Below are 24,192 nucleotides of genomic sequence, written 5' to 3' on the forward strand. Positions count from 1 at the left end.
AAACGGCTGTGACACGCATCACATGTAAACTAGACTGCCTTTCCAAGCGTTACCAGTAAGGGCAGTCCGACGCAGGTAACGCCGACAGCACAGCCGCACGCACGACGAACCTGCTACGCTGCGCCAGGCGCCCGCTGCCCCTGAAATCCGGCTCGCCGCCAACACCAGTGCAGCGCGAGCGCAGGTGCCGGCCGGCGCCACCGATCCGATTCATGCAGGTCCCGGGACCAGCCGGTTCCGCCCTGGCAAGCTCAGCCAACAATCCACTGCCAAGATAATGCAGCAAGCCGAACACAACCAGGCCAGCTCGGTCACTCTCCGGGGCTACGCCAGCCAGTTGCTGACCGCGCCGCCGAACCGCTTCGACCTGGCGCTGCTGCCCATCATCCTGGCGGTGATCGTGCTGGTAGCCTTTGCCGCCCGGCAGATGAGCGTGCCCTACCAGCCCGGCGAGCCGATGGTGGTGCACCTGGATATCGCCTACCTGCCCTATTACCTGATGCGCACCAGCATCCGCATGCTGGTGGCGCTGCTGGCATCGCTGTTGTTCACGTTCGCCTTCGCGGCGCTGGCTTCCAAGAACCGCACCGCCGAAAAAATAATGGTACCGGCGCTCGACATCCTGCAGTCGATCCCGGTGCTGGGCTTCCTGTCGATCACCGTGACCGGTTTCATCGCGCTGTTTCCGGGCAGCCTGGTCGGGGTCGAGTGCGCCGCCATCTTCGCCATCTTCACCTCGCAGGCCTGGAATATGGCGTTCAGCCTGTACCAGTCGATCCGCACGGTCCCGAGCGACCTGCAGGAAGCAGCGGCCATGTTCCGGCTCTCGGCCTGGCAGAAATTCTGGCGCCTCGAAGTGCCGTTCGCCATGCCGGGCCTGCTGTGGAACATGATGATGTCGATGTCCGGCGGCTGGTTCTTCGTGGTCGCATCCGAGGCCATCTCGGTATCGGGCAACGACATCCGGCTGCCGGGCATCGGTTCCTACATTGCGCTGGCGATCCAGCAGCAGAACCTGGCGGCGATCGGCTGGGCCATCCTGGCCATGCTGATCGGCATCGTGCTCTATGACCAGTTGCTGTTCCGGCCGCTGATCGCCTGGGCCGACCGCTTCCGCTTCGAGATCATGGCGCAGGAAACCGAGCCGGAATCGTGGCTGCTCAACCTGCTGCGCCGCTCGGAATGGGTTCGCAGGTTGCTGGGCCGCACGGCGGCGCTGGCCGAACGCACGCTGGCCTGGCGCTCGGGCCGCAAGACGGTAGCACCGAAGGTCAACGATAGCCGGCGCGCCTTGTGGTTCGAGCGCTTGGGCAACCTCGTCATCATCCTGATCGCGGTGGCAGCCCTGTATCGCGTGATGCATTTCGTGCGCACCGAGGTGGGCTGGGCGGAGGTTGGCCATGTGCTGTGGCTGGGTTCGCTGACGATGGTGCGGGTGATCGTGCTGATCGCGCTGGCGGCGGTGATCTGGGTGCCGATCGGCATCCGCATCGGCCTGAATCCCAAGGTGGCGCGCATCGTCCAACCGGTGGCCCAGTTCCTGGCCGCCTTCCCTGCCAACCTGATGTTCCCGCTGGTGGTGATGCTGATCGTGCGCCTGGGGCTGAATCCCGAGATCTGGCTGAGCCCGCTGATGATCTTCGGCACGCAGTGGTACATCCTGTTCAACGTGATTGCCGGCGCCTCCGGCATCCCCACCGAACTCAAGCTGGCGGCGCGCAACTTTGGCCTGCGCGGCTGGCTGTTGTGGAAGCGCTTCCTGATCCCGGCCGTGTTCCCCAGCCTGCTGACCGGCCTGGTGACGGCAGCCGGCGGCTCATGGAATGCGAGTATCGTGTCCGAATACGTCACCTGGGGCGACCGCACGCTGGTCGCCACCGGCCTGGGCAGCTATATCGCGGAGATGACCGCCAAGGGCGACTTCCCCCGCATTGCACTGGGCATCGGCGTGATGGCGGTGTTCGTGGTGGGCTTCAACCGCCTGTTGTGGAACCGCCTGTACCTCCTCGCACAGGAACGCACGCGTCTCTGAGCCGCCCGTTCGCACAATCGCACAATCGCACAATCGCACAATCGCGTATTCGCTATTCGCCTATTCGCTTATTTGCTTATTCGAAGCCTGGACCTGAACGGAATTTCATCATGGCAAGCAGCACCGCAGACGCAGTCGAACCCGTCATCGAACTGCGCGGCGTCTCGAAGATCTTCCGCACCGCGGACCGCACCGACCGCGCGGTGCTCGAAGGCGTGGACCTGACACTCAAGCGTGGCGAGATCGTCGCCATGCTGGGCAAGTCCGGCTCAGGCAAGTCCACCCTGCTGCGCATCATGGCCGGGCTGGTGGGCGCCGACCGTGGCGAGGTGCGCTTTCGCGGCCAGGCGCTGCGCGGCACCGCCGAAGGCATCGCCATGGTGTTCCAGTCGTTCGCGCTGTTTCCGTGGCTGACGGTGCAGCAAAACGTGGAACTGGGGCTCGAAGCCCAAGGCGTGCACAAGGAGGAGCGTGGCCGCCGGGCCGAGGCGGCGATCGACATGATCGGCCTGTCGGGCTTCAACAGCGCGCTGCCGCGCGAACTCTCCGGCGGCATGCGCCAGCGCGTAGGCATTGCCCGCGCGCTGGTGACCGAGCCCGACCTGCTGCTGATGGACGAAGCCTTCTCCGCGCTCGACGTGCTGACCGGCGAGACCCTGCGCGACGAAATGCTCGACCTGTGGGAGGATGGCCGCACCAATATCAAATGCATCCTGATCGTCTCGCACAATATCGAAGAGGCGGTCATGATGGCCGACCGCATCGTGATCCTGTCGAGCGACCCGGGCCGCATCCGCGCCGAGGTGAAGATCCCGTTCCCGCGCCCGCGCAACCGCGACTCGTCGCAAGTGCGCGGGCTGATCGACGAGGTCTACACGCTGATGACGTCGCCCGCGGCGCTCGAGCCCCGCGTGCCCGCACTTGCGGCCGCGCAGGACATTGGCTACCGCCTGCCGGATGCCGACATCAGCCAGATGGAGGCCATTCTCGACCTGCTTTGCGAAGCGCCCTTCTTCGGCCGCGCCGACCTGCCGCACCTGGCCGAGGATGCCGGGCTCACCGACGATGACCTGCTGCCCGCCTGCGAAGCGCTGCACCTGCTGCAGCTGGCGACCATCGAGCGCGGCGACATCAGCGCCACCGACCTCGGCCGCGCCTACTACGAAACGGAGCCGCCCGAACGCAAGGTGCTGTTCGGCAAGCAACTGCTGCAACACGTGGCACTCGCCGCGAATATCCGGCGCGAACTCGAACAATCCGAAGACGGCGAGATCCGCGAAGTACACGTGCTGCGGGAACTCCAGGACTTCCTCAAGCCGGAGGAAGCCGAGCGGGTGCTGACCATCGCCATCGAATGGGGACGCTATGGCGAGGTGTATGAATACAGCTATAACAGCGGCATGCTGACGCTGCCGCGCGAAGAGCAACCTGCGCCGGGCGCTGAAGCCCAGTCCTGATCGCGAGGCCTAGCGCTCACGCATGGCGCGGCCGATCGCGCCGGTACGCAGCGCGATCTTTGCGGTGTCCTCGCGCAACGCGCGCAGGCGGCGCTCCAGCATGGCATTGGCGGTGCGCCCGGTCGAGCTGGCCGTGCTGCTGACGCCGCCGGCTTCGCTGGTGGCGCGGCTCAGTTCGCCCGATGCAGCGGCCTGCACCAGCACATCGGCGCGGCGCCGGTCGGCCGAATCGGCCAGGCGGGCGCGGCGCTCACTGGCCTCTTCCCCCGCGGGTGGCGCATTGGCGAAGGCGGTGCCCATCGCGGCAGCGGCGCTGTCGTGGCGGCCGCTCTCGCAGGCCATTCCCGCCGCCTGTGGTTCCTTCACCGGCGGCCTGGCCTTCGCCGATCGGATAAATCCCGCGCCGCGCCCGCCCGCGCGGTCGTCCTCGCCCAGCCGTTCGCTGGCCAGCTGCAGGCTGTGAATGGCGGCATCGGTCGCCTGGCGGATGGCGGCCTCGGCGGCCGGCAAATCCAGTTCGCCGTAGTGCTGGCGCGCCTGGACGCGTGCCGCGGCCACATGCGCCGCCACCAGGTAGTTCTGCACGATAAAGCGGCTCAGGTTGTCCACCGCGCGATGCCGGCTCTTGGGCTCGTCGAGCATGCGCTGGAACGACCCGATCAGCGCGGACAGGCTGTCCATGAACTGCTTGCGCTGCACCCGGTAGGCAAAATCGTCCTTGGCCACGCGCAGCAGCAGGTCACGCGTGGCGGCGATATAGCGGCGGTTGGCCTGCAGCACGTTCTCCACCAGCGCGGGTAGTGCGCGGTACTCCCAGCTGGGCAGCACGAAGCTGAACACCGAGGCGATCAGCCCGCCGATCACGGTATCGATCAGCCGTTCGCCGGCTACCGTCGGGCTGCCCGGCATCAGCAGGTTGATCTGGATCAGCACCTGCACGCAGGCGGCGACAGCGGTATAGCGGTACTTGATGGTGACGAACGCCGTGCTCGCCACCAGCGCCAGGAACAGCACGCCGAGCAGGATCAGCGGCTGGTGCACGACCTTGAGCACGCCCACCGCGATCACGCAGCCGATCAGCGTGCCGATCAGGCGATCGTTGTAGCGCTGCTTGGTCATGCTGAAATTGGGCTTCAGGATGACGATGATGGTCAGCAGGATCCAGTAGCTGTGCGAGACATACGGCAGGTGATCGGCGATCCACAGCCCCGCGCCCACCGCCATGGTGATGCGCAGCGCAAAGCGGAAGGCCGGCGACTTCCAGTTCAGGTTGTCGCGCAGTACCTTGAGCTCGTAGCGCTGGCGCGTCAGGAAAGGCGTCATGTCGGCCCAGGGCAGCACCTTGTTGGGCTCCACCGGCGTGCGCGAGGCCTCGTGCAGCTGTTCCACCAGCACGATGGCGCCCTTGATCATGTCGAGCGTCTCCGCCACTGCCGTCATCGCTGCAGGGTTGATGTGGTGATGGCGCAGCTGCGCGATCTCGTGCTCGACGGCGCGCAACGCCTGGCGGTAGTCCACAGTGGCGTAGGAGGGCCGGCCACGCGTGATGTCGTAGGCGATCCCCTCCACATCCTTGCACATCAGCTGCACCAGCCGGCCCAGGTGGTCGAGCACCGGCGTGCCGGCAAAGGTCTGGCGCAGCAACGGGTAATCGGTATTGGTGGAGAGGATGTACTCGTACAGGTCCAGCATGCGCAAGTGGACCTGTACCAGCAGCCCGTCGTGGGTCGTGGTGTTGCCCCGCAGCACCAGGTCGCGCGCAGCCTGCTGGCGTTCGGCCACCACGATCTGCTGGCGCACCAGTTGGTTGAACAACGCGTCGTAGTCATTGCCGGCGTCGTAGAAGCCCGCCTTGATCTCGAGGTAGCCGGCCATCTCGTACAGCGATTCGGCCAGCACCTGCTGCTTGGTGCGCCGCTGCGTGGCCCAGCTCACCGCCATCGCGTAGGCCATGTAGGCCACCGCGCCGATGCCGAACGACAAGGTATGCTCGATCGCCCGCCGCACCACGAAATCCTCGTTGATGGTGAGCGTCATGACGAACAAGGCCGCGAACTGCAATGGCAGGGTCTTGTTGCCATATACCGTCATCATGCCGGCCATGAAGGTCACCAGCACCAGCACCAGCGGCATCACGCGCGGGAACGGCGTGGCCATCGCTACCAGCAAGGTCACCGCAGTGCACAGCAGCACGCTGGCCAGCATCTCGTTGAACTTGTGGCTGAACGGACTGGGCAGGTCCATCAGGCTGGTGCACAGCGCACCCATCGACACCACCATGGCGGTGGGCAGGTCCACGAACTGCATGGCGATCAGCGCGGCGCCGACCACCCCGGTCGCGGAGCGCAGCCCGCGATAGACGTAGTGCGAATAGACGAAGGTGCGGGCGTCGTGCGCGTATTCCATGTGGGGGCGTGGGGTCTTGACCGGCCTAGAGACCCAGCCAGCGCGCGCGCATGGCCTGGCGGCCGCCTTCGGCCGTCACGGTGTACTGCACCGCCGGCTCGCGCGCGAAGGTCAGCGGCAACACGTGCAGCTCATCGCGGCGGAATACGTGGCATTCTGCGCTGTCACCGCTGCGGTAGCGCGCCAAGAGCTTGTCGAGCTGTCCGGGCGCCACGCGCAGGCCATCCACCGCGGCCAGCAGGTCGCCCGCCGAGATCCCGGCCGCCTGCGCGGCACCGCCGTCGAGCACCTGGCTCACGCGCACCCAGCCGTCTTCGTTCTTGGTCTTGATGCCGAGCGCGGCGTTGCGCTCCGGCTTTGTCTGCACAGCCTTGATGCCGAAGGGCTTGAACACCGCCGCCAGCTGCAGCTCGCCGGTGCCTTCGGTCAGCGAGCGCAGCAGCGCGCCCAGGCGCAGGCCGCTGACCTCGTCGAACAAGGCATGCACCTCGGCCTCGGTCACGCCGCGTTGCTGCGCGCCCGGCGCGTAGAAGCCGCTGCCGTAGCGCTGCCACAGCGCGCGCATGATGTCGTCGAGCGAGCGGCGGTTGCGGGTCCTGGCGCGAATGGTGAGGTCCAGCGCCAGCGCCACCAGCGAGCCCTTGGTGTAATAGCTGACGATGGCGTTGGGCGCATTTTCGTCCTGGCGGTAGTACTTGGTCCAGGCATCGAACGAACTCTCCGCCACGCTCTGCCTGGTGCGGCCGTTGCCGCGCAGCACGCCGTTCCAGGTCTTGGCCAGCAGCTCCACGTATTGTTTCTCGGTGATGCGGCCGCTGCGCACCAGCATCAGGTCATCGTAGTAGCTGGTGAACCCCTCGAATAGCCACAGCAGCGGCGTATAGCTTTCCTCGCGCAGCCGGTACGGCACGAAGGCCGCGGGCTTGATGCGCTTGACATTCCAGGTATGGAAATACTCATGGCTGCACAGCCCGAGGAAGGTGCGGTAGCCCTCGGTGGCCTCCTCCTTGCCAAGCGCCGGCAGGTCCGCGCGCCCGCACATCAGCGCCGTGCTGGCGCGATGTTCCAGCCCGCCATAGCCGTCGGTCGTGACCATGGTCATGAACACGTAACGGCGGTTGCTGTCGAGGAACGGTGCCTTTTCCGTCTTGGGCTCGAACAGCCGGATCTGCGCCTCGCAGATCTGCTTCAGGTCGCGGCATACGCGATCGAGATCGAGCTGCGGCACGCGGCCGGTGAACACCACGTCGTGCTGCGCGCCGCAGGCGCGGAAGCTGCCCATGGCGAAGTTGCCCATCTCGACCGGGTGGTCGACCAATTCGTCGTAGTCTGCAACCTGGTAGCGGCCGAAACCATATCGCTTGGCGCCGCCACGGCCGGGCGCTTCGCGCATGGCGGTGGCGACGCGCCAGCCGGCATAGGCCTCGCCGGCGGGAGCATGGATGTCCACGATGCAGGGGCGGTCTTCCAGCCCTGTGGCGCAAAGAAACACCGAGCTGCCGTTGAAGAAGCCGTGGGTGGCGTCGAGATGCGCGGCGCGCACCGACAGGTCCCAGGCATAGACCTCGTAGCTGAGCGTCAGCGGCCCGTCCACCGGCGCCGCCTGCCAGCTCTGCTTGTCCAGCTTGGCGAGCGCCACCGGCTTGCCGCCGGCGTCCGCGCGGATGCGCACGATGTTGCGTGCGAAGTCGCGGATCATGTAGCTGCCGGGAATCCACGCCGGGAGGTGGAACTGCTGGCCGGCGGGATTGGGGGCGTCGACCGTGACTGTGACGGCAAACAGGTGCGCTTCGGGTTGAAGCGGGGCGATGGCGTAATGGATCGGCTTCATGAGCGTGATTGTAGCGCCATGCCCGTGCATGACCGCCCCCGAGCGCCCAGGCCCCCGCGCCGGCTCAGGCGTTGACGTTCACCACCACGCGGCCGCGCATGCCGCCTTCCACGATCTTGCGTCCGGCATCGATCGCCTCGGACAAGCCGATCTCGCGCGTGATGGCGTGCAGGCGATCCGGCTCCAGGTCCTGCGCCAGGCGTTGCCAGGCCTCCTCGCGCCGCGCCATCGGCGCCATCACGCTGTCGATTCCGTAGAGCGTGATGCCACGCAGGATAAAGGGCGCCACCGAGCCCGGGAAGTCCAGGCCCTGCGCCAGCCCGCAGGCCGTCACCGCGCCGCCGTAGCGCACCTGCGCACAGGCGTTGACCAGCGTGTGCGAGCCCACCGAGTCCACCACGGCGGCCCAGCGCTCCTTCTGCATCGGCTTGTTCGGCTTGCCGAGTTCGGTGCGGTCGATCACGTCCGCCGCGCCCAGTGCCTTGAGGAAGTCAGCCTCGGCCGTCTTGCCGGTGGATGCCACCACGCGATAGCCCAGCTTGGAGAGGATCGCGATGGCGACCGAGCCCACGCCGCCGGAGGCGCCCGTCACGAGCACCTCGCCATCGCCAGGCTTCACGCCGGCGCGCTCCAGCGCCAGCACCGACAGCATGGCGGTATAGCCGGCGGTGCCGATGGCCATGGCCTGCCGCGTAGTAAAGGCTGCCGGCAAGGCCACCAGCCAGTCGCCCTTGAGGCGGGCGCGCTGCGCCAGGCAGCCCCAGTGCGTCTCGCCCACGCCGTAGCCGTTGAGCACAACCTTGTCGCCAGCCTTCCAGCGCGGATGCGTGGATTCCAGCACGATGCCGGCCCCGTCGATGCCCGCCACCATCGGCCACTTGCGCACCACCGGCGAGCGGCCCGTGATGGCCAGCCCGTCCTTGAAATTGATGGTGGAGTAGTCGACGGCAACCAGCACATCGCCGTCGGCGGGCAGGCTGGATTCATCGAGCGGGGTGACGGCGGCCTGGGTGGCGCCGTCGGCCTGGTTCAGCAGCAAAGCCTGGAACGTCATGGTGTCTCCTTCGGATCCTGGAAAAAAGACGACCGGACGGCTCCGGCACCGCAGCGCCGGGAAGGCCACCGGCGCGATGTGCTTACTTCTTGAGGCTGGCCAGCTTGCGCTCGAGCGTGGCGGCGTCGGCGGCGCCGGGAATGCGCGTGCCGTCCATGAAGAACACCGCCGGGGTGCCGGTGACATTCAGGCTCTGGCCGAGCGCCAGGTTGTCGTCCACGGGAGTCTTGCAGCTGCCGTTGCCGGTCAGCGCCACGTGGCTCAGCATCCAGTCGCGCCAGACCTTGCTGCGGTCCGTCGCGCACCAGACCTGCTTGGCCTTCACGGCGGAATCCGGCGACAGCACCGGATAGAGGAAGGTGTAGACGGTGATGTTGTCCATCTGCTGGAAGGTCTGCTCGATACGCTTGCAGTAAGCGCAGTTGGGATCGGAGAACACCGCGACCTGGCGGCTGCCGTCGCCCTTGCTCCACTTGATGGCGCGCGCCAGCGGCAGGTCCGACCACTTGATGCGGTTGAGATCGGCCAGCCGCTCCTCGGTCAGGTTGGTGCCGGTCTTGCTGTCGACCATCTCGCCGTTGATGATGTAGCGGCCGGTTGTGTCCGTGTAGACCACCTGGCCGCCGATATTGACCTCGAACAGGCCGGGCACCGGAGTCTTGGCCACGCTCTTCACTTCGGCGCGCCCGCCGAGCATCTTCTGCATCGATTCCTTGATGCGGTCGGTGCCGGGATCGCCGGCAGCCATGGCGTGGAGCGCGAAGCCGGCAGCCGCCAAGCCACCCGCGATGGTGGCTGACAGGGCGGGACGGCGGCGCAGGAATTGCAACATGATGACTCCAGTGAATCGATGGTTCGGCACGCGTGCGGGCTCAGCCCAGCGCGCGGCCGATAAGAAAACGTTTAAGCAACGGCTGCCCGCCCACCGCCCGCATGCCGGTATTGCGCACCGTGTGCGCGATGCCGCCAGGCAGGGAAAACAGCCGGTGCAGGCCATCGGTGGCGGCGGTCAGGGAGAGCAGGTCGGTGGCGCGCGCCCGCTCGTAGCGGCGCAGCAGGCGCAGGTCGCCTTCGCCACGGAAAGACTCTTTGTCAGCCATCACGCGGCCAAGTTCCGCCACATCGCGCAAGCCCAGGTTCATGCCCTGGCCAGCCAGCGGGTGCACCACGTGCGCCGCGTCGCCAACCAGCACCACGTGCGGCTGGACGAACTGCTCGGCGCGCTGCAGCACCAGGGGGAAGCCCTGCGCCGGCGTCACGCAGCGCAGCGCGCCGAACTGGCGCCCCACCGCTTCGCTGGCCACCTGCATCACAGTATTGGCCAGCGCCTCGGGCGACAGCGCCAACAGCTCGTTCGCATGGCCCTCATCGGCCGACCACACCATGGAAACGCGGCGGCCGGGCAAGGGCAGCAGCGCCAGGATCTCGCCATTGGCGGGCTCCTCGTCAGCCATCAGCTTGGGCGGCGTTCCCAGGAACCACTGCCAGGCCGTGTCCTGGTGCGGGAGCTCGCACTCGAAATTGGCCACCACGCCAAGCTGGCGGTAGCGGCGCTTGGAAACCGGGATATGGCACTGGTCGCGCAACCAGGAACGCGCGCCATCCGCGCCCACCACCAGGGCACCGCGCACCTTGTCGCCGCCAGCCAGGGTCAGCGTGGCACCCTCATGGTCGCGCGCGAAGTCGGTCGCGGTATCGTCGTACCAATGCACCTGGTGCTGGAAGCGCAAGGCCGTATCGAGCACGCGCTCGACATGGCGGGATTCGATGATCCACGCCAGTTGCGGCACGGTCGCGGCATAAGCGGAAAAATGCAGGTCCCCGGCGGCCGGGGCGTCGGCCTGTGCTGCGCTCGCATCGCCGAACACACGCATATCGGACACCATTTGCATCCGCGCGGGATCCAGCGCCTCCCACACGCGCAACTGCTCCAGCAGGACCTGCGAGCTCGCCGAGAAGGCGTAGATGCGGTTGTCCCACTGGCCCGGCTCCGGCGCGGCGCCCTGCGGCCGCGGCGCGACCAGCGCCACCTGCATGCCCTGCTGGGCCAGCAGCAACGCACAGGCCTTGCCGACGATGCCGCCGCCGACCACGGCAACCTGGAAACGGGATGGAGATGGACGAGTCATGCGTGGATTATAGCCACCCCGGCACCTTGGCTTTGGGGCGGCCACGCGCGGCGAACCAGGAAATACGCGGACCAGAGGACGTAGCCGGCGGGTTCAGCGCAACGTCTGGCGAGGTTACAATAGCGATCTTTCCGATGGCAGTTCCAGCACAAAACCGGTGAGCGAAGTCCCGCTTTGGCTGTCTTGCCTCATGCTGCACCTTCCCCCTCTGCGTCTCCGCAGCTGCGCCGACCGCGCGCGCCAGACGCACCCAGGGCGAACCGCAACCCATTGATTTTTAAAGGTTTACCATGAGCCTCAAATGCGGCATCGTCGGCCTGCCCAACGTCGGCAAGTCCACGCTGTTCAACGCCCTGACCAAGGCCGGCATCGCCGCCGAGAACTACCCGTTCTGCACCATCGAGCCCAATGTCGGCGTGGTGGAAGTGCCGGATTCGAGGCTTGCCAAGCTGGCTGAGATCGTCAAGCCCGAGCGCGTGCTGCCGGCCGTGGTCGAGTTCGTCGACATCGCCGGCCTGGTGGCGGGCGCCTCCAAGGGTGAGGGCCTGGGCAACCAGTTCCTGGCCAATATCCGCGAAACCGACGCCATCACCCACGTGGTGCGCTGCTTCGAGGATGAGAACGTGATCCACGTGGCCGGCAAGGTCGATCCGCTGTCGGATATCGAGGTGATCAATACCGAACTGGCACTGGCCGACCTCGCCACCGTGGAAAAGGCCCACGCCCGCTACATCAAGCCCGCGCGCGCCGGCGACAAGGAAGCGCTGCGCCTGGTGGCCGTGCTGGACAAGGCCCAGGCCGTGCTGAACGAGGCCAAGGCCGTGCGCACGCTCGACCTGACGGACGAAGAATGGGCCGCCATCAAGCCGTTGTGCCTGATCACGGCCAAGCCCACCATGTACGTGGCCAATGTGCGCGAGGACGGCTTCGAGAATAATCCGCACCTGGACGCCGTGCGCGCCCACGCCGCCAAGACCAGGTCGCCGGTAGTCGCCGTGTGCGCCGCCATCGAAGCCGAGATCGCCGACCTCGACGATGCGGACAAGGCTGAGTTCCTGACCGACCTCGGCATGGAAGAACCCGGCCTGGACCGCGTGATCCGCGCCGGCTTCACCCTGCTGGGGCTGCAGACCTACTTCACCGCCGGCGTGAAGGAAGTGCGCGCGTGGACGATCCATGTAGGCGACACCGCGCCGCAGGCTGCCGGCGTGATCCACACTGACTTCGAACGCGGCTTCATCCGCGCCCAGACTATCGCCTATGAGGACTTCGTTACCTACAAGGGTGAGCAAGGCGCGAAGGAAGCCGGCAAGATGCGCGCGGAAGGGAAGGAGTATGTGGTGAAGGATGGGGACGTCATGAACTTCTTGTTCAACGTCTAAGCAGCCTGAATCACTGTCCGCCGGTTGCATTCGGCGGGCGGCAAAAGCCCCGCAAGGCATGTGTGCCTGCGGGGTTTTTGTTTGCCAGCTTTGCTCGGGCTCCGCGCTAGAACAATTTGCAGTCGCCAGCTATACTTGTACTTGTACCTGTACAAGTTGGAGTGACTATGCGCACCGTACATTTCTCGGATGCCCGTAACAATCTCAAGGCGGTCATTGACCAGACCCTCGACGACGCGGACGCGATACTGATCACCCGCCGCGATGCGCCCAATGCCGTCATCATGTCGCAGGAGCATTACGACAGCCTGATGGAAACGCTGCACTTGCTGCGGTCGCCAGCCAACGCGGCGCGCCTGACCCGATCCATCGAACAGCTGCAGCGCGGCCGCGCGGTTGAGCGTCCACTGGCTAAGGAGGACGAGTGACCCGGCGCGTGCTGTTCACGCCCGATGCTTGGGAGGACTACCTCTATTGGCAAGGACAAGACCGCAAAACGCTCAAGCGCGTCAATCAACTCATCAAAGACGCCCAGCGCACGCCATTCGAAGGAATTGGGAAGCCCGAGCCACTGGTGGGCAACCTGGCCGGCTTCTGGTCGCGGCGCATCGACGACACCAATCGGCTCATCTATGACGTGACGCAGGGCCAGATCAACATCGTGGCCTGCCGATACCATTACTGACTGGAACGCACATCCGGCCGGAGGGCGACGCGTGAGGCTTGTGGTCAGGATAAGTCTCCGATAACGGCAGACAGAGCAGGAGGTTCTCGCGCGTAGAACCTGGCCGAGATGATGATGGTGCTGCCCGGTAGCGCGAGGTAATACCTTTGCACCGAGTGCAAGTGTCAGAGCGCGTGCATTCGCCGGAGGGGCTCAAGCAACCAACAAAAAGCCCCGCAAGGCCGTCAACCTGCGGGGCTTCCCACGTACTGGCGGCAGCTCACGCCAACCGCCCACATTCAACCGCAACCCTCAATCCGTCTCGTACCTGGGATTCCGCGGCCCGTACAGAATGCTGCCCGGTTGCCCGGCCGACAGCAGCCGTGTGCTCGTCACGCCCGCCACTGTGTGGCCGGCGTCGGTGACGCTGTTCAACACCTGCTTGACCGCCGCCGTGACCAGCGCGCCGATCAGGCCGCCGCCGCTATTGCCTTGGTCGTTGGAGGCCGATGCGCTGCCGCTCCACAGCGTGGCGCCGGTCTTCAGGTCGACCAGCCTGGCGCGGGCGGTGACGATCGTGGCACTGCTGATGACCATGTACGAAGTGCCGTACTTCGATACGGTGATGTAGAGCGCGGCGTCGGCGCCGAAGATCTCGCGCAGCTTGGCCGGCGCGACCTGGTGGATGTCGCCGGCGGTGGTCAGGCCATTCTGCTTGAAGGTTTCGTCCACGAGCGTGACGGGCAGCACGTAGTAGCCGGATTCGGCCAGCGGATAGGTAACCTGCGACAGCATGCTGTAGGTCGCCTTCACATCGGGCGATTCGTTCAGGGGCGGCAGCACCACGATCGAGCGCGGGCGGCTGGCCTTGAAGGCGCTGTAGTCGACATTCTGCCGGGGCGCAGCGCAACCGGCTGCCAGCACGGCGACCGCCGCGGCGGCGAAAAGGCGCTTGAATAGTGGCTTCATTTCTTTTCCTCTCCCCGCTTGACGTTCTTCATCAGAAAATCGACGTAAGCTGCCGACTCGGGAAACAAGGTCTTCTCGGTCCGGAATTCCTGCACCATCTGGTCGTCCTTGCCGATGTCGGCATACAGCAGGCCCAGGTGGGCGTGGTAACCCGGGGGCGGCGTGGCGCCTGCGGCCGTGATCTTCTGCATGTCGCGCTCGAGCGCTTCGATCTGCGCCTGCTTCGGCTCACCCTTGAAGTACTGATAGACCTGCGGCTGGTAGCTTTCCCACTGATACAGGGTCTTGGGCGCCGTGCAGCCGGCCAGCAGAATGATTCCCATCAAGGCCAGCGCCGCAGGGCGCCATGGCCGATACATTTTTTGCTTTTTCACTTCTTCTCCTCTTCAACACACCCGCCTTATGGATTGCCCGGCTTCCACGCGCCGCCTTCGATGCCTGTGACCAGATTGGTGACGGCCTCGCGCATGGCCAGGTCGAGCACCTTGCCGTTGAGCGTGGAGTCGTAGCTCGAGGTGCCGCCAAAGCCGATCACTTCGCGCGAGGACAACGCGTACTCTCCGGCGCCCTGGGCGGAGAAGACGACTTCGGACGTGGCGATGTTGACCACGTTGAGCGCGACCTTGGCGTAGGCGACCTGCGACTTGCCGCGGCCGAGAATGCCGAACAGTTGCTGGTCGCCGACTTCCTTGCGCCCGAACTCGGTCACGTCGCCGGTGATCACGTAGTCGGCACCCTTCAGGCGCTGTGCCTGGCTCTTGATGGCCGCTTCGCGCTTGATCTCTTCCATGTTGTCGCGATCCAGCACGTTGAAGCGGCTGGTCTGCTGCAGATGCGTGATCAGCACGGTCTTGGCCTGGCCACCCAGCCGGTCGACGCCATCGGAAAACACGCCTCGCATATAGCTCGAACGGTTATCGAACTTGCCAACGGCGATCGGGGTCCGCACGCCGGCATAGGGCCGGCTGGCGCTCTCCACTTTCTGCACGGGCAGGGCGGTCGAAGTCTCCGTGGCGCACCCGCCGAGCATGGCGAGCAACATCGTTGCCCCGATCAGAGGGATTGCGGTCGCTTTCTTCACTAAGATTTCTCCTATTAATTACGGGGATTACGGGTCATGAAACAGATGATTTTCGCGCCCTCGGAAGCGGCCGGGAAAATCCGGATATGGAATTTGCTAACGACCGCCGGGGACACATCCAACACCCCACTTTGGTTGGATGTACAACGCTGCGGCACGGCGCAATCGAGTCCGGACTTGCCAGGCCAGCACAGGTTCGTCCCGTAGTGTACGGGAGATCACTGGAATATTTATAAAGCAAATTGAACAAATGTAATTGGAATTAAACAGGCGAAAAACGGCGTTTCATTACGCCCTATTCCAATTGCCGGCACTCACGCCTGGGCAGCGGAATGCCGACGGCAACCACGCCGCTCCACTCACAACGGCCCCAGATCCGCCCCCCGCAACCCTACCAGCAGCGCCTGCCCATCCGCCCCCACGCGAAATTCCCCGTACCGCGCTTTCTCGAACCGCGCCCCCTGCCCTTCCTGGAAGAAATACGCGTCGGTCGACACCTGCGCCTGCACGCCGCCCCAACGCGTCGGCACGGTCTGGAAACGCAGCAGTTGCTCGCCGGCGGCCAGCGCTTCGCCCGAGTGCAGGCGCACCAGGCTGGCTTCGCCGCGCGCATCGCGGCGGATCACGGCCACTTGCTCTCGCGCGGGCTCGACGCCTTGCTGCCGCCGCGCCTCGCGGATAGCGTCGGCGATGGCGAAGTTGAGGGCCATGTAGTCGCCCTGCATCAGCGAGCGCGGATCCACTGGCGCCAGCCGCAGGTAGAGCGTGTCGCCGTGTGCCAGCAGCCTTTCCTTGCCGGCGATGGCAAACGCCGCCAGCCCGAGCGTGAGTACCCAAGCCATCAGGATCCAGCGTTTCATGCTTGGCTCCTTGTGCCTTCGCGATGCAGCGCCATGCGCAACAGGAGCACGGCCAGGCCGGCGCCGGCCAGCGTGGCGGACTTGATCAGCAGCGTCCAGTGCAGCGCGCTGTAGTACCAGATAAAGCCGATGCCGAGCGTGGCCACGGCCAGGCCCAGCCATGGCAGCGAGCCGCGGCGCAGCGCCAGGCCCAGCGCCAGCGCGGCGGCAACCACCGCGGGCGCGCCGGCCAGCAATGCGCTGAACAGCACCACGCCGAGCACCGCCGCCACACGCACCGCCGGACGTAGCCGCAGGCGTCCCGCCTCGGCAAGCGCATAGGCGGCGAACACCGCGCCGCACAGGGCGCCGGCCAGCCAGTAGTTGCCGGTGTGGCGTCCGGTGTCGGCATCGAACAGCCATGCGTATGGCTGTCCCATGCCGGTCACCAGCAGCGCCGCGCCCAGCGCGAACAGCAGCGTGGCGTCCGCGGCCGGCTCGAGCCAGCCGTGCAGGCCGGCGGCGCAGAGCCGCCCTTCCGCAAGCACGAAGCCGGTCAGCAGCGTCAGCGCAAGCGGCGCCAGCCAGCCCAGCGAGAAGCTCATCGCCTGCCAGACGTGGCTCAGGCCTGGCGTCATGGCCAGGTGCAGCGCCAGTGCCACGCCAGTCCACGCACCCAGCGCCGCCAGGAAACGATGCAGGCGGTTGCCGACCAGCACATAGAGCGCGGCCTCGAACAGTGCCAGCGCGCCCCAGAACGGGGTGGTTTCAAGCAGCCGGCTGCCTCCGTAGGCCTGGCTCGCGCCATACACGAGCAGGCCCTGGCCGCTCAGGCTGACAGCCAGCGCGAATTGTTCGAGCGCCGTTGCGCCTGCGCGCCGCCGGTACAGCGCGGCAGCCAGGGCTATCATCGCGGCGCCGCACAGCACCATCGCCATCGCGTTGTGGCGCGCGGCCACAAAGACCGAGCCGAGCAGGAAGGCGAGGAAGAACACCGCACCCAGCCAGCCGGCCAGGCCCATCAGCAGCCGCACTGCCCACGGCGTGCGGGCTTGGGCTTGCGCGGGCTGCCCCTGCGCCAGTCCGCGCGCGGCCAGGTCCTGCCACAACGCCTGCACTGCGTGACGATCGCTGATCATGCCGGCTCTCCCTTTGCCGCGCCGCCCGCATCGGCCGGACCATGTTGCCGGTAAGCGCGTAACAGCCACGCTGCCGCCACGGCGGACAGGCCGATGGTCAACAGCCCCAGGATCAGGAAGCCGCCGAATCCCGCGCGGTTGACATCCAGCAGCAGCCGCGCCACCGCGGCCACCAGCAGCACGATGGCGGCGAAACTGGCCATGCTGAGCGCCACTACATCGAAGGCCCGCAGCCGGAACCAGGCGAGCAGCCCGCCCAGTGTCAGCAAGGCCACGCCGAACATGGCGGCGTCGAAGCGGTTGTGCAGGATGCTGGCGAGGCCCAGCCAGCCGGCATAGCCGCACGCCAGCGCGGCAAGAATGCGCGCGCCGGCCAGTCCGCGAAAGCCCTGGGCCGGCGCCGTTGCGCACAGCGCGAACCACAGCGCCAGCTGCAACAGCGTGGCCGCCAGCAGCAATAGCGGGGTGGTGCGCGCACCAGCCGCTCCGAACAGCAGGTCGAACATGCCGCCCACGCCGAGGCGGACACTGAAATACCGCAGCAACGCCACATTGGCCAGCACGATCATCAGCCACCAGTGCGGTGCCGCGCGTGCCGCCAGCGCCCACGGGATCGCCAGCAGCGCCCACAAGGCGAACAGTTGCCAGGCATCGGCGCCGGTCTGGTACACCTGCCCGATCACGGCCAGCAGCACCCCGGCAACCACCTGGGCGCCGCACAGCGCGGCGCGTCCACCCATGTCGGCAGGCGGCCGCAGCCAGGCGAATCCGGCCAGCAGGGTCAGCGCGGCAGCCAGCAGGCCGAATTTGGCGAACTTGTGCAGGTCCTGCCAGTTGAAGGCGAAGAATACGATCACGCCGGCGCACAGCAAGGCAGCACCCAGTGCGAGCAAGGCACGGTCGAGCCAGGTCCGCCAGCCTGCCGCGTCCGGCTCGGTGCCTGGCCAGACGGCGGCCACGCCATCGGCACCGAGCACGCCTTGCTCGCGCCAGTCGGCCAGCGCCTGCCGCACGGCCCGCCGGGCCTGGAAGGGTTGCATCGAGGATGGCTGCATGGGTGCCCTATGTGATGGATGCGCCAGTCCACTGTAGCAAAGATGCGTGCACCCGCGGCACTTTCCTTGCGTGCGCGGCCACGCGCGGCAGCCGCCCGCGCGCCAGCGCTTTGCGGCTGCGGGCCGGCCCGGTATGCTGTGCGTTTTTCCCATCCAGCCACGCCCAGCGCGCCCCGCCATGACCCTTGGTATCCTCGCCGCCATTCACGATGAAGTCGACGGCCTGATCGCCGCCATGCGCCACGACGATGCCCGCGCCACCGTGCAGCGCATCGGCATGCGCGACTACCATGTCGGGCATCTCTACGGTCAGCGCTGCGTGCTGGTGCTGGCGCGCATGGGCAAGGTGGCCGCTGCGGCCACCACGGTGACCCTGGTGCGCGAGTTCGGCGTGGACGAGATCGTCTTCACCGGACTGGCCGGCGGCATCGGTGCCGATACGCGGGTCGGGGATGTGGTGGTGGCGGACCGCACGCTGCAGCACGACCTGGACGCGCGCCCGTTCTTCGGACGGCATGAAGTGCCGCTGCTCGAGCGCGCCGAATTCCCCACCGATCCCTCGCTGACCGCCGCGCTGCGCGAAGCCGTGGCGGGCTATCTGCGCGAAGACCTGCCGGCCTCGGTGCCGGCGGACGTGCTCGCGCGCTTCGGCGTGAGCGCGCCTGCCTTGCACCTGGGCATGATCGCCAGCGGCGATCAGTTCATTGGCTCGCCCACCGCGGCGGCCGAATTGCGCGAGCGCCTGCCCGGGGTGCTGGCGGTGGAAATGGAAGGCGCCGCGGTGGGACAGGTCTGCCACGAATATGGCGTGCGGTACGCAGTGATGCGGACGTTATCGGATCGGGCCGACGACAGCGCGCATGTGGATTTCGCGGCGTTCCTGACCGAGGTGGCCAGTCATTATTCGAGCGGGGTTTTGAAGAGATTTCTGGAAGGGCGCGGGTAAGCGGGAGTAAGCGGGAGTAAGCGGGAATATTCCCGGATCAGGGATTTTGGCGCTTCGATAATTTGCGGCCCGGAAACTGGCGCCCGTAGTCCGCGGCCGGTAGTCCGCGATTACCGCGCCCTGGCCATTCCCCAAACGCCCACCAGCACGCCCGCCCCCAGCGTTGCGGCAAACCACCCCGCCATCTGCCCATCCGCAAACCAGTGCAGGCCACGGCCGCCATAGAACGCGGCCAGTGCGCCCAGCGCCCCGAATACCATCGCCGCCATCAGGCTGACCCGGCCCGCGGGATGCAGCGACCGCGCTGCCAGCCCGACCAGCACCCCCACCACCAGCGTACCCAACATCACTTTCTCCTGAATTCCCTGAACATGCGCGCCGCCTTGCGGCCTCGCCGCAGGCCGAGTGCGACTATAACAAGATGGTAGAGGGGGGTTGCACCTATCCGTAACCGGGCAAGATCCGCGCCGGGCGGTATAATGTAGCCCGGTTCGGCGGCGCTTTGCGCCGGAATCCGCGCTTGAATTCGAGCCCGGATTGCACCTGACTCCCGCGTTGCGGCCTGCAAGGCCGCTGCCCGGAGCCCGGCCAAAGAGACATGCACCCCACCATGCAACTGCTCGCGATCGGTATCAATCACACCACGGCGCCCGTCTCGCTGCGCGAACGGGTGGCGTTTCCGCTTGAGCAGATCAAACCCGCGCTGGGCGCCTTGCGCACTCACCTGGCGGGCAGGAACGGTACCGAAGCCGCCATCCTCTCCACTTGCAACCGCACYGAGATCTACTGCGCGACCGATGTGCTGGTGTCGGGGTCGGAGGGCTTCGAGCACACCCTGCGCTGGCTGGCGCAGCACCACAATGTGCCGGCCGGAGAACTCGCGCCGCACCTCTATTCCCTGCCGCAGTCGGAAGCCGTGCGCCATGCCTTCCGCGTGGCCAGCGGGCTGGATTCGATGGTGCTGGGCGAAACCCAGATCCTGGGCCAGTTGAAGGATGCGGTGCGTACCGCCGGTGAAGCCGGCGCGCTTGGCACCTACCTGAACCAGTTGTTCCAGCGCACGTTCGCGGTAGCCAAGGAAGTCCGGGGCCAGACTGAGATCGGTGCGCATTCGGTGTCGATGGCCGCCGCCGCGGTACGCCTGGCCCAACGGATTTTTGAAAGCGTCTCGACCCAGCGCGTGCTGTTTATCGGCGCCGGAGAGATGATCGCGCTGTGCGCGACGCACTTCGCGGCGCAAACGCCGCGCCAGATCGTGGTGGCCAACCGCACCGTCGAGCGTGGCGAAAAGCTCGCAGAGCAGCTTGCCGGCCAGGGCCTGACCACCGAAGCGATCCGCCTGTCGGACCTGGGCGCGCGCCTGCACGAGTTCGACATCGTGGTGTCGTGCACCGCCAGTTCGCTGCCCATCATCGGCCTGGGCGCCGTGGAGCGCGCGGTCAAGCTGCGCCGCCACCGCCCCATCATGATGGTGGACCTGGCCGTGCCGCGCGACGTCGAGCCCGAAGTCGCGCGCCTGGATGACGTCTTCCTGTACACCGTGGACGACCTCGGCGCCATCGTGCGCGAGGGCAGCGCCATGCGCCAGGCTGCCGTGGCGCAGGCCGAGGCCATCATCGAAAGCCGCGTGCAGAACTTCATGCACTGGCTGGAAACCCGCAGCGTGGTGCCGGTCATCCGCGACCTGCAGGCGCAGGGCGAGGCCATGCGACAGGCCGAACTGGAGCGCGCGCGCCGCATGCTGGCGCGCGGCGACGACCCGGAGGCGGTGCTCGAAGCACTGTCCGGCGCGCTGACCCGCAAATTCCTGCACGGCCCCACCCACGCGCTGAACCACACCCAGGGCGACGACCGCGAAACCCTGCTGCGCCTGGTCCCGGGCCTGTTCCGCCACAGCAGCCACTCCGAGCGCTAGCCGCGCTCACCTCGGCCGCGTGCGTTCCGCGCGGGGCCAGCTTTGCGTTGCCCGGCCCGTTGCGCCGCCCAGCACGCAATCCCCGCGCTGCAACCGCATTGCAACATTACGCACCCACCACTTCATCGCGCCCCGGAAATTCATGAAAGCCAGCATGCTCACCAAGCTCGACCAACTGGCCGAGCGGCTCGACGAAGTCAACGCGCTGCTCGCGCGCGAGGACGCCACCGCCAAGATCGACCAGTACCGCAAGCTCACCCGCGAGCACGCCGAACTGTCGCCGGTGGCCGAGCAATATGCGCAGTACTGCCAGGCCCAGGAAGACCTGGGCACCGCGCAGGCGCTGCTTGACGATCCCGAGATGAAGGAGTTCGCCGCCGACGAGATCACCGCGGCCCGCGGACGGCTGGAGACGCTGGAAGGCAGCCTGCAGAAATTGCTGCTGCCCAAGGACCCCAACGACGACCGCAACCTTCTGCTGGAAATCCGCGCAGGCGCGGGCGGCGAGGAAAGCGCGCTGTTCGCAGCCAACCTGCTGCGCATGTACACGCGCTACGCCGAGCGCCAGCGTTGGCAGGTGGAGGTCATGAGCGAATCTCCGTCGGACCTGGGCGGCTACAAGGAAGTGATTATCCGGATCGCCGGAGACGCGGCGTTTTCCAGGCTCAAGTTCGAATCCGGTGGCCATCGCGTGCAACGCGTGCCGGCAACAGAGGCGCAGGGGCGCATCCATACCTCGGCCTGCACGGTGGCGGTGATGCCCGAGGCCGATGAGGTGGGTGAGGTCGAAATCAATCCCTCGGACCTTCGCATCGATACCTTCCGCGCTTCGGGCGCCGGCGGCCAGCACATCAACAAGACCGATTCGGCGGTACGTCTCACCCACCTGCCCACCGGCATCGTGGTGGAATGCCAGGACGATCGCAGCCAGCACCGCAACAAGGACAAGGCCATGAAGGTCCTGGCCGCGCGCCTGATGGACCAGAAACTGCGCGCGGCCCAGGCGCAGGAAGCCAGCACCCGGCGCAACCTGATTGGCACCGGGGACAGAAGCGACCGTATCCGCACCTACAACTTCCCGCAGGGGCGGGTGACCGATCACCGCATCAACCTGACGCTCTACAAGATCGACATGATCATGGATGGCGACCTGGAGGAACTGTTGTCCGCGTTGGCCGCGGAACACCAGGCCGACCAATTGGCGGCACTTGGCGACGGGCATTAATAGCGAGTGAATGCTCTGCAATACCACGTTATTGCGAAGAAACAACCATCACGGGGATAATTAATCGAGTCACAAGGCATAAACCGCGAGATTTGAACGAAAGCCTTTGTATCTGTTGTAAATGCTTGCAACAGCACTAGCGTGTCATTTTTCGCTGTCTATAATCGTTTTCGACTGAGCCACCATCAAGAGGTCGGCGTGTCGCCACTCGAAACGGACAAAAGGACGAAAATCATGAAGAAATTGCTCGCGCTGTTGATGATCACTGCCGCCATGGCTGCCTGCGGCAAGAAGGAAGAAGCGCCTGCCACCTCTGGCGCCGCCATGGAGAACGCCGCAGAATCCGCCAAGGCCGCCGCCAGCGATGCCGCAGCCGCCGCCGGCCATGCCGCCGATGCCGCCAAGGCCGCCGCTAGCAGTGCCGCCTCCGATGTCTCGGCCGCAGCCGACAAGGCCAAGGAAGACGCCRGCAACGCCATGGCCAAGGCCAAGGACGCTGCCAAGGATGCCGTCAACGCAGGCGCCGATAAGGCCAAGGACACCGTCAACAAGTAATTCCGGCCAGCGATGCCAGAATGACGCGCGGCGTGCCGGGACTACGCAGGTAGCCCGAAATTCCCGCTGTCCGGGCAAGCGCGTTACACTGCAAACCCCGTCCGGATGCATGCCGACGGGGTTTTGCTTTTGGTTGTCCGCCTCGCCCTGCTTCCGCCCCATGTCCAGCACCACGCCCAACACGCCCTCCGCAGCCGCCCCCGCCAGCCCAGTCGCCATGCCCGAGGCGGCCACCGTGCGCGAAGCACTGGCGTTGGCGGCCGCGGCAGGATTGCCGGCGCTTGAAGCGCGGCTGCTGGTGAGCCGCGTCACCGGGCTGAGCCGCACGCAACTGATCACCCGCGATGACGAAACGCTGGCCCCGGCCCAGCGTGAAGGCATTGCCACCCTGCTGGGACGCCGCCTGGCCGGCGAGCCCGTGGCCTACTTGCTGGGAGAACGCGAATTCTTCGGACGCCGCTTCCGCGTCACTTCCGACGTACTCATTCCGCGGCCGGACACGGAAATAGCCGTCGAAACGGCGTTGAAGCTGCTGGCGCCGCTGGCGGCCCCAAGTGTGCTCGACATGGGCACCGGCTCGGGTGCGCTGGCCGTCACCCTCGCTTGCGAGCGGCCGGATGCCGAGGTCTGGGCCACCGACATATCGCCCGGCGCCCTTCGGGTTGCCGAAGATAACGCACGCGCGCTGGGCGCCGCCAATGTGCGCTTTCTCGTCGCCGACTGGTACGCCGGCCTGCCCGACGGCTTGCGCTTCGACCTGATTGTCAGCAATCCGCCCTATATCCCCGCCGGCGATCCGCACCTGGTGCAAGGCGACCTGCGCTTCGAGCCGATCGACGCGCTGACCGATCACGGCGATGGCTTGTCCGACCTGGCCGCCATCGTGTCCGGTGCTGCCGCGCGCCTGCATGCGGGCGGCTGGCTGCTAATGGAACATGGCTATGACCAGGGCCAGGCCGCCCGCGACCTGCTGGCCGCGGCCGGCATGACGGAAATCTTCACGGCGCGCGACCTTGCAGACCACGAGCGCTGCACCGGCGCCCGGCTGCAACCCGCGCCCGTGGCGGTCGCCTGAAGCAAGCCGCCGATTCCGGTAAAATCAACTGCTAGCAGGCGCGTGGATCATGCGCCCTTCGATTTCCCGATAGCGGCGCCCGGCCCGACCGGCATCGCATTCAACCGTAAAGAGACATCATGAGTGACGCGCAGCAAAAGATCGACCAGATCGTCAAGGGCAGCCCGGTGGTCCTGTTCATGAAGGGCACCGCCCAGTTCCCGATGTGCGGATTTTCAGGCCGCGCCATCCAGATCCTGAAGGCCTGTGGCGTCGACGCGCCGACCACGGTCAACGTGCTGGAAGACGAAGGCATCCGCCAGGGCATCAAGGAATACGCCAGCTGGCCGACCATTCCGCAGCTCTACGTGAACGGCGAATTCGTCGGCGGCTCGGACATCATGATGGAGATGTACCAGAACGGCGAACTGCAATCGCTGCTCAAGGACTGAGCGCGCG

The 24,192-nt window shown here is 66.4% G+C and carries 23 protein-coding genes; 11 read left to right on the forward strand and 12 right to left on the reverse strand.

All coding sequences use genetic code 11. The annotated features are described in order from the left end of the window. Window positions 1–277: 277 nt before the first annotated feature. Together AC1DQ3_RS19320 and AC1DQ3_RS19325 are read left to right on the forward strand one after the other, a co-directional pair. On the forward strand, window positions 278–2,032 hold the full coding sequence (locus AC1DQ3_RS19320) for an ABC transporter permease (RefSeq protein WP_477121762.1): 1,755 nt from the start codon (window positions 278–280) through the stop codon (window positions 2,030–2,032). Between the two features lie 110 nt (window positions 2,033–2,142). Further along, on the forward strand, window positions 2,143–3,489 hold the full coding sequence (locus tag AC1DQ3_RS19325; protein ID WP_477121763.1) for an ABC transporter ATP-binding protein: 1,347 nt from the start codon (window positions 2,143–2,145) through the stop codon (window positions 3,487–3,489). A 9-nt stretch (window positions 3,490–3,498) separates the two neighbouring features. Here AC1DQ3_RS19325 and AC1DQ3_RS19330 read toward each other — a convergent pair whose 3' ends face one another. The 5 genes from AC1DQ3_RS19330 to AC1DQ3_RS19350 all read right to left on the reverse strand — a co-directional run bounded on the left by AC1DQ3_RS19330 (window position 3,499) and on the right by AC1DQ3_RS19350 (window position 10,909). Then, window positions 3,499–5,895: an FUSC family protein gene (locus AC1DQ3_RS19330; RefSeq protein ID WP_477121764.1), complete on the reverse strand. Its 2,397-nt coding sequence runs from the start codon at window positions 5,893–5,895 to the stop codon at window positions 3,499–3,501. A gap of 25 nt (window positions 5,896–5,920) precedes the next feature. Then, window positions 5,921–7,726 (reverse strand): M61 family metallopeptidase, encoded by a 1,806-nt coding sequence (locus AC1DQ3_RS19335; RefSeq protein ID WP_477121765.1) that lies wholly within the window; start codon window positions 7,724–7,726, stop codon window positions 5,921–5,923. A gap of 64 nt (window positions 7,727–7,790) precedes the next feature. Further along, a complete protein-coding gene (gene acuI, locus AC1DQ3_RS19340) occupies window positions 7,791–8,780 on the reverse strand; it encodes an acrylyl-CoA reductase (NADPH) (RefSeq protein ID WP_477121766.1) in 990 nt (329 codons plus the stop codon). 82 nt (window positions 8,781–8,862) lie between these two features. After that, the gene (locus tag AC1DQ3_RS19345) at window positions 8,863–9,612 is read right to left on the reverse strand and encodes a DsbC family protein (RefSeq protein WP_477121767.1); all 750 of its coding nucleotides are present in this window, start codon (window positions 9,610–9,612) and stop codon (window positions 8,863–8,865) included. 40 nt (window positions 9,613–9,652) lie between these two features. Next, entirely contained in the window at window positions 9,653–10,909 is a 1,257-nt protein-coding gene (locus AC1DQ3_RS19350) for a UbiH/UbiF family hydroxylase (RefSeq protein WP_477121768.1), read from the reverse strand. A gap of 290 nt (window positions 10,910–11,199) precedes the next feature. Between AC1DQ3_RS19350 and ychF the strand changes: the two genes are divergently transcribed. The 3 genes from ychF (at window position 11,200) to AC1DQ3_RS19365 (ending at window position 12,976) form a co-directional block, all read left to right on the forward strand. Beyond that, window positions 11,200–12,291, forward strand: coding sequence for a redox-regulated ATPase YchF (ychF, locus tag AC1DQ3_RS19355; protein ID WP_477121769.1), 1,092 nt, complete (start codon window positions 11,200–11,202; stop codon window positions 12,289–12,291). Between the two features lie 167 nt (window positions 12,292–12,458). Then, entirely contained in the window at window positions 12,459–12,719 is a 261-nt protein-coding gene (locus AC1DQ3_RS19360) for a type II toxin-antitoxin system Phd/YefM family antitoxin (RefSeq protein WP_477121770.1), read from the forward strand. Continuing rightward, on the forward strand, window positions 12,716–12,976 hold the full coding sequence (locus tag AC1DQ3_RS19365) for a Txe/YoeB family addiction module toxin (RefSeq protein ID WP_477121771.1): 261 nt from the start codon (window positions 12,716–12,718) through the stop codon (window positions 12,974–12,976). Before AC1DQ3_RS19360 ends, AC1DQ3_RS19365 begins: the two co-directional genes overlap by 4 nt. Window positions 12,977–13,267: 291 nt before the next feature. Here the strand turns inward: AC1DQ3_RS19365 and AC1DQ3_RS19370 are convergent, their stop codons facing one another. The 6 genes from AC1DQ3_RS19370 to AC1DQ3_RS19395 form a co-directional block, all read right to left on the reverse strand. Beyond that, window positions 13,268–13,924, reverse strand: a complete 657-nt coding sequence (locus tag AC1DQ3_RS19370) for a DUF799 domain-containing protein (protein WP_477121772.1) — start codon at window positions 13,922–13,924, stop codon at window positions 13,268–13,270. Further along, the gene (locus tag AC1DQ3_RS19375; protein WP_477121832.1) at window positions 13,921–14,283 is read right to left on the reverse strand and encodes a DUF4810 domain-containing protein; all 363 of its coding nucleotides are present in this window, start codon (window positions 14,281–14,283) and stop codon (window positions 13,921–13,923) included. Before AC1DQ3_RS19375 ends, AC1DQ3_RS19370 begins: the two co-directional genes overlap by 4 nt. A gap of 41 nt (window positions 14,284–14,324) precedes the next feature. Continuing rightward, window positions 14,325–14,966 (reverse strand): CsgG/HfaB family protein, encoded by a 642-nt coding sequence (locus AC1DQ3_RS19380; RefSeq protein ID WP_477121833.1) that lies wholly within the window; start codon window positions 14,964–14,966, stop codon window positions 14,325–14,327. Window positions 14,967–15,364: 398 nt separating this feature from the next. Beyond that, window positions 15,365–15,865, reverse strand: coding sequence for a GDYXXLXY domain-containing protein (locus AC1DQ3_RS19385; RefSeq protein WP_477121773.1), 501 nt, complete (start codon window positions 15,863–15,865; stop codon window positions 15,365–15,367). Continuing rightward, complete coding sequence (locus AC1DQ3_RS19390) at window positions 15,862–16,983, reverse strand: DUF4401 domain-containing protein (protein ID WP_477121774.1); 1,122 nt, start codon at window positions 16,981–16,983, stop codon at window positions 15,862–15,864. The genes AC1DQ3_RS19385 and AC1DQ3_RS19390 overlap by 4 nt, the downstream gene beginning before the upstream one ends. Next, window positions 16,980–18,023: a DUF2157 domain-containing protein gene (locus AC1DQ3_RS19395; RefSeq protein ID WP_477121775.1), complete on the reverse strand. Its 1,044-nt coding sequence runs from the start codon at window positions 18,021–18,023 to the stop codon at window positions 16,980–16,982. Before AC1DQ3_RS19395 ends, AC1DQ3_RS19390 begins: the two co-directional genes overlap by 4 nt. Before the next feature lie 193 nt (window positions 18,024–18,216). On the opposite strand from AC1DQ3_RS19395, the gene AC1DQ3_RS19400 reads away from it, so the two are divergent. Further along, window positions 18,217–18,984 carry a 5'-methylthioadenosine/adenosylhomocysteine nucleosidase gene (locus tag AC1DQ3_RS19400; protein WP_477121776.1) on the forward strand — a complete coding sequence of 256 codons (768 nt, stop codon included), beginning with the start codon at window positions 18,217–18,219 and terminating at the stop codon, window positions 18,982–18,984. A gap of 110 nt (window positions 18,985–19,094) precedes the next feature. Here the strand turns inward: AC1DQ3_RS19400 and AC1DQ3_RS19405 are convergent, their stop codons facing one another. Further along, entirely contained in the window at window positions 19,095–19,331 is a 237-nt protein-coding gene (locus tag AC1DQ3_RS19405) for a hypothetical protein (protein WP_477121777.1), read from the reverse strand. A gap of 263 nt (window positions 19,332–19,594) precedes the next feature. Between AC1DQ3_RS19405 and hemA the strand changes: the two genes are divergently transcribed. The 5 genes from hemA (at window position 19,595) to grxD (ending at window position 24,185) form a co-directional block, all read left to right on the forward strand. Next, window positions 19,595–20,899, forward strand: a complete 1,305-nt coding sequence (gene hemA / locus AC1DQ3_RS19410; RefSeq protein ID WP_477121778.1) for a glutamyl-tRNA reductase — start codon at window positions 19,595–19,597, stop codon at window positions 20,897–20,899. Window positions 20,900–21,041: 142 nt separating this feature from the next. Next, entirely contained in the window at window positions 21,042–22,124 is a 1,083-nt protein-coding gene (gene prfA, locus AC1DQ3_RS19415) for a peptide chain release factor 1 (protein ID WP_477121779.1), read from the forward strand. 234 nt (window positions 22,125–22,358) lie between these two features. Next, window positions 22,359–22,679, forward strand: a complete 321-nt coding sequence (locus AC1DQ3_RS19420) for a hypothetical protein (protein ID WP_477121780.1) — start codon at window positions 22,359–22,361, stop codon at window positions 22,677–22,679. A 160-nt stretch (window positions 22,680–22,839) separates the two neighbouring features. Continuing rightward, a complete protein-coding gene (prmC, locus tag AC1DQ3_RS19425) occupies window positions 22,840–23,754 on the forward strand; it encodes a peptide chain release factor N(5)-glutamine methyltransferase (RefSeq protein WP_477121781.1) in 915 nt (304 codons plus the stop codon). Between the two features lie 119 nt (window positions 23,755–23,873). Continuing rightward, window positions 23,874–24,185 (forward strand): Grx4 family monothiol glutaredoxin, encoded by a 312-nt coding sequence (gene grxD, locus AC1DQ3_RS19430; RefSeq protein WP_477121782.1) that lies wholly within the window; start codon window positions 23,874–23,876, stop codon window positions 24,183–24,185. Window positions 24,186–24,192: the final 7 nt, after the last annotated feature.

The sequence above is a fragment of the Cupriavidus sp. 01T418 genome (genome assembly GCF_056398885.1).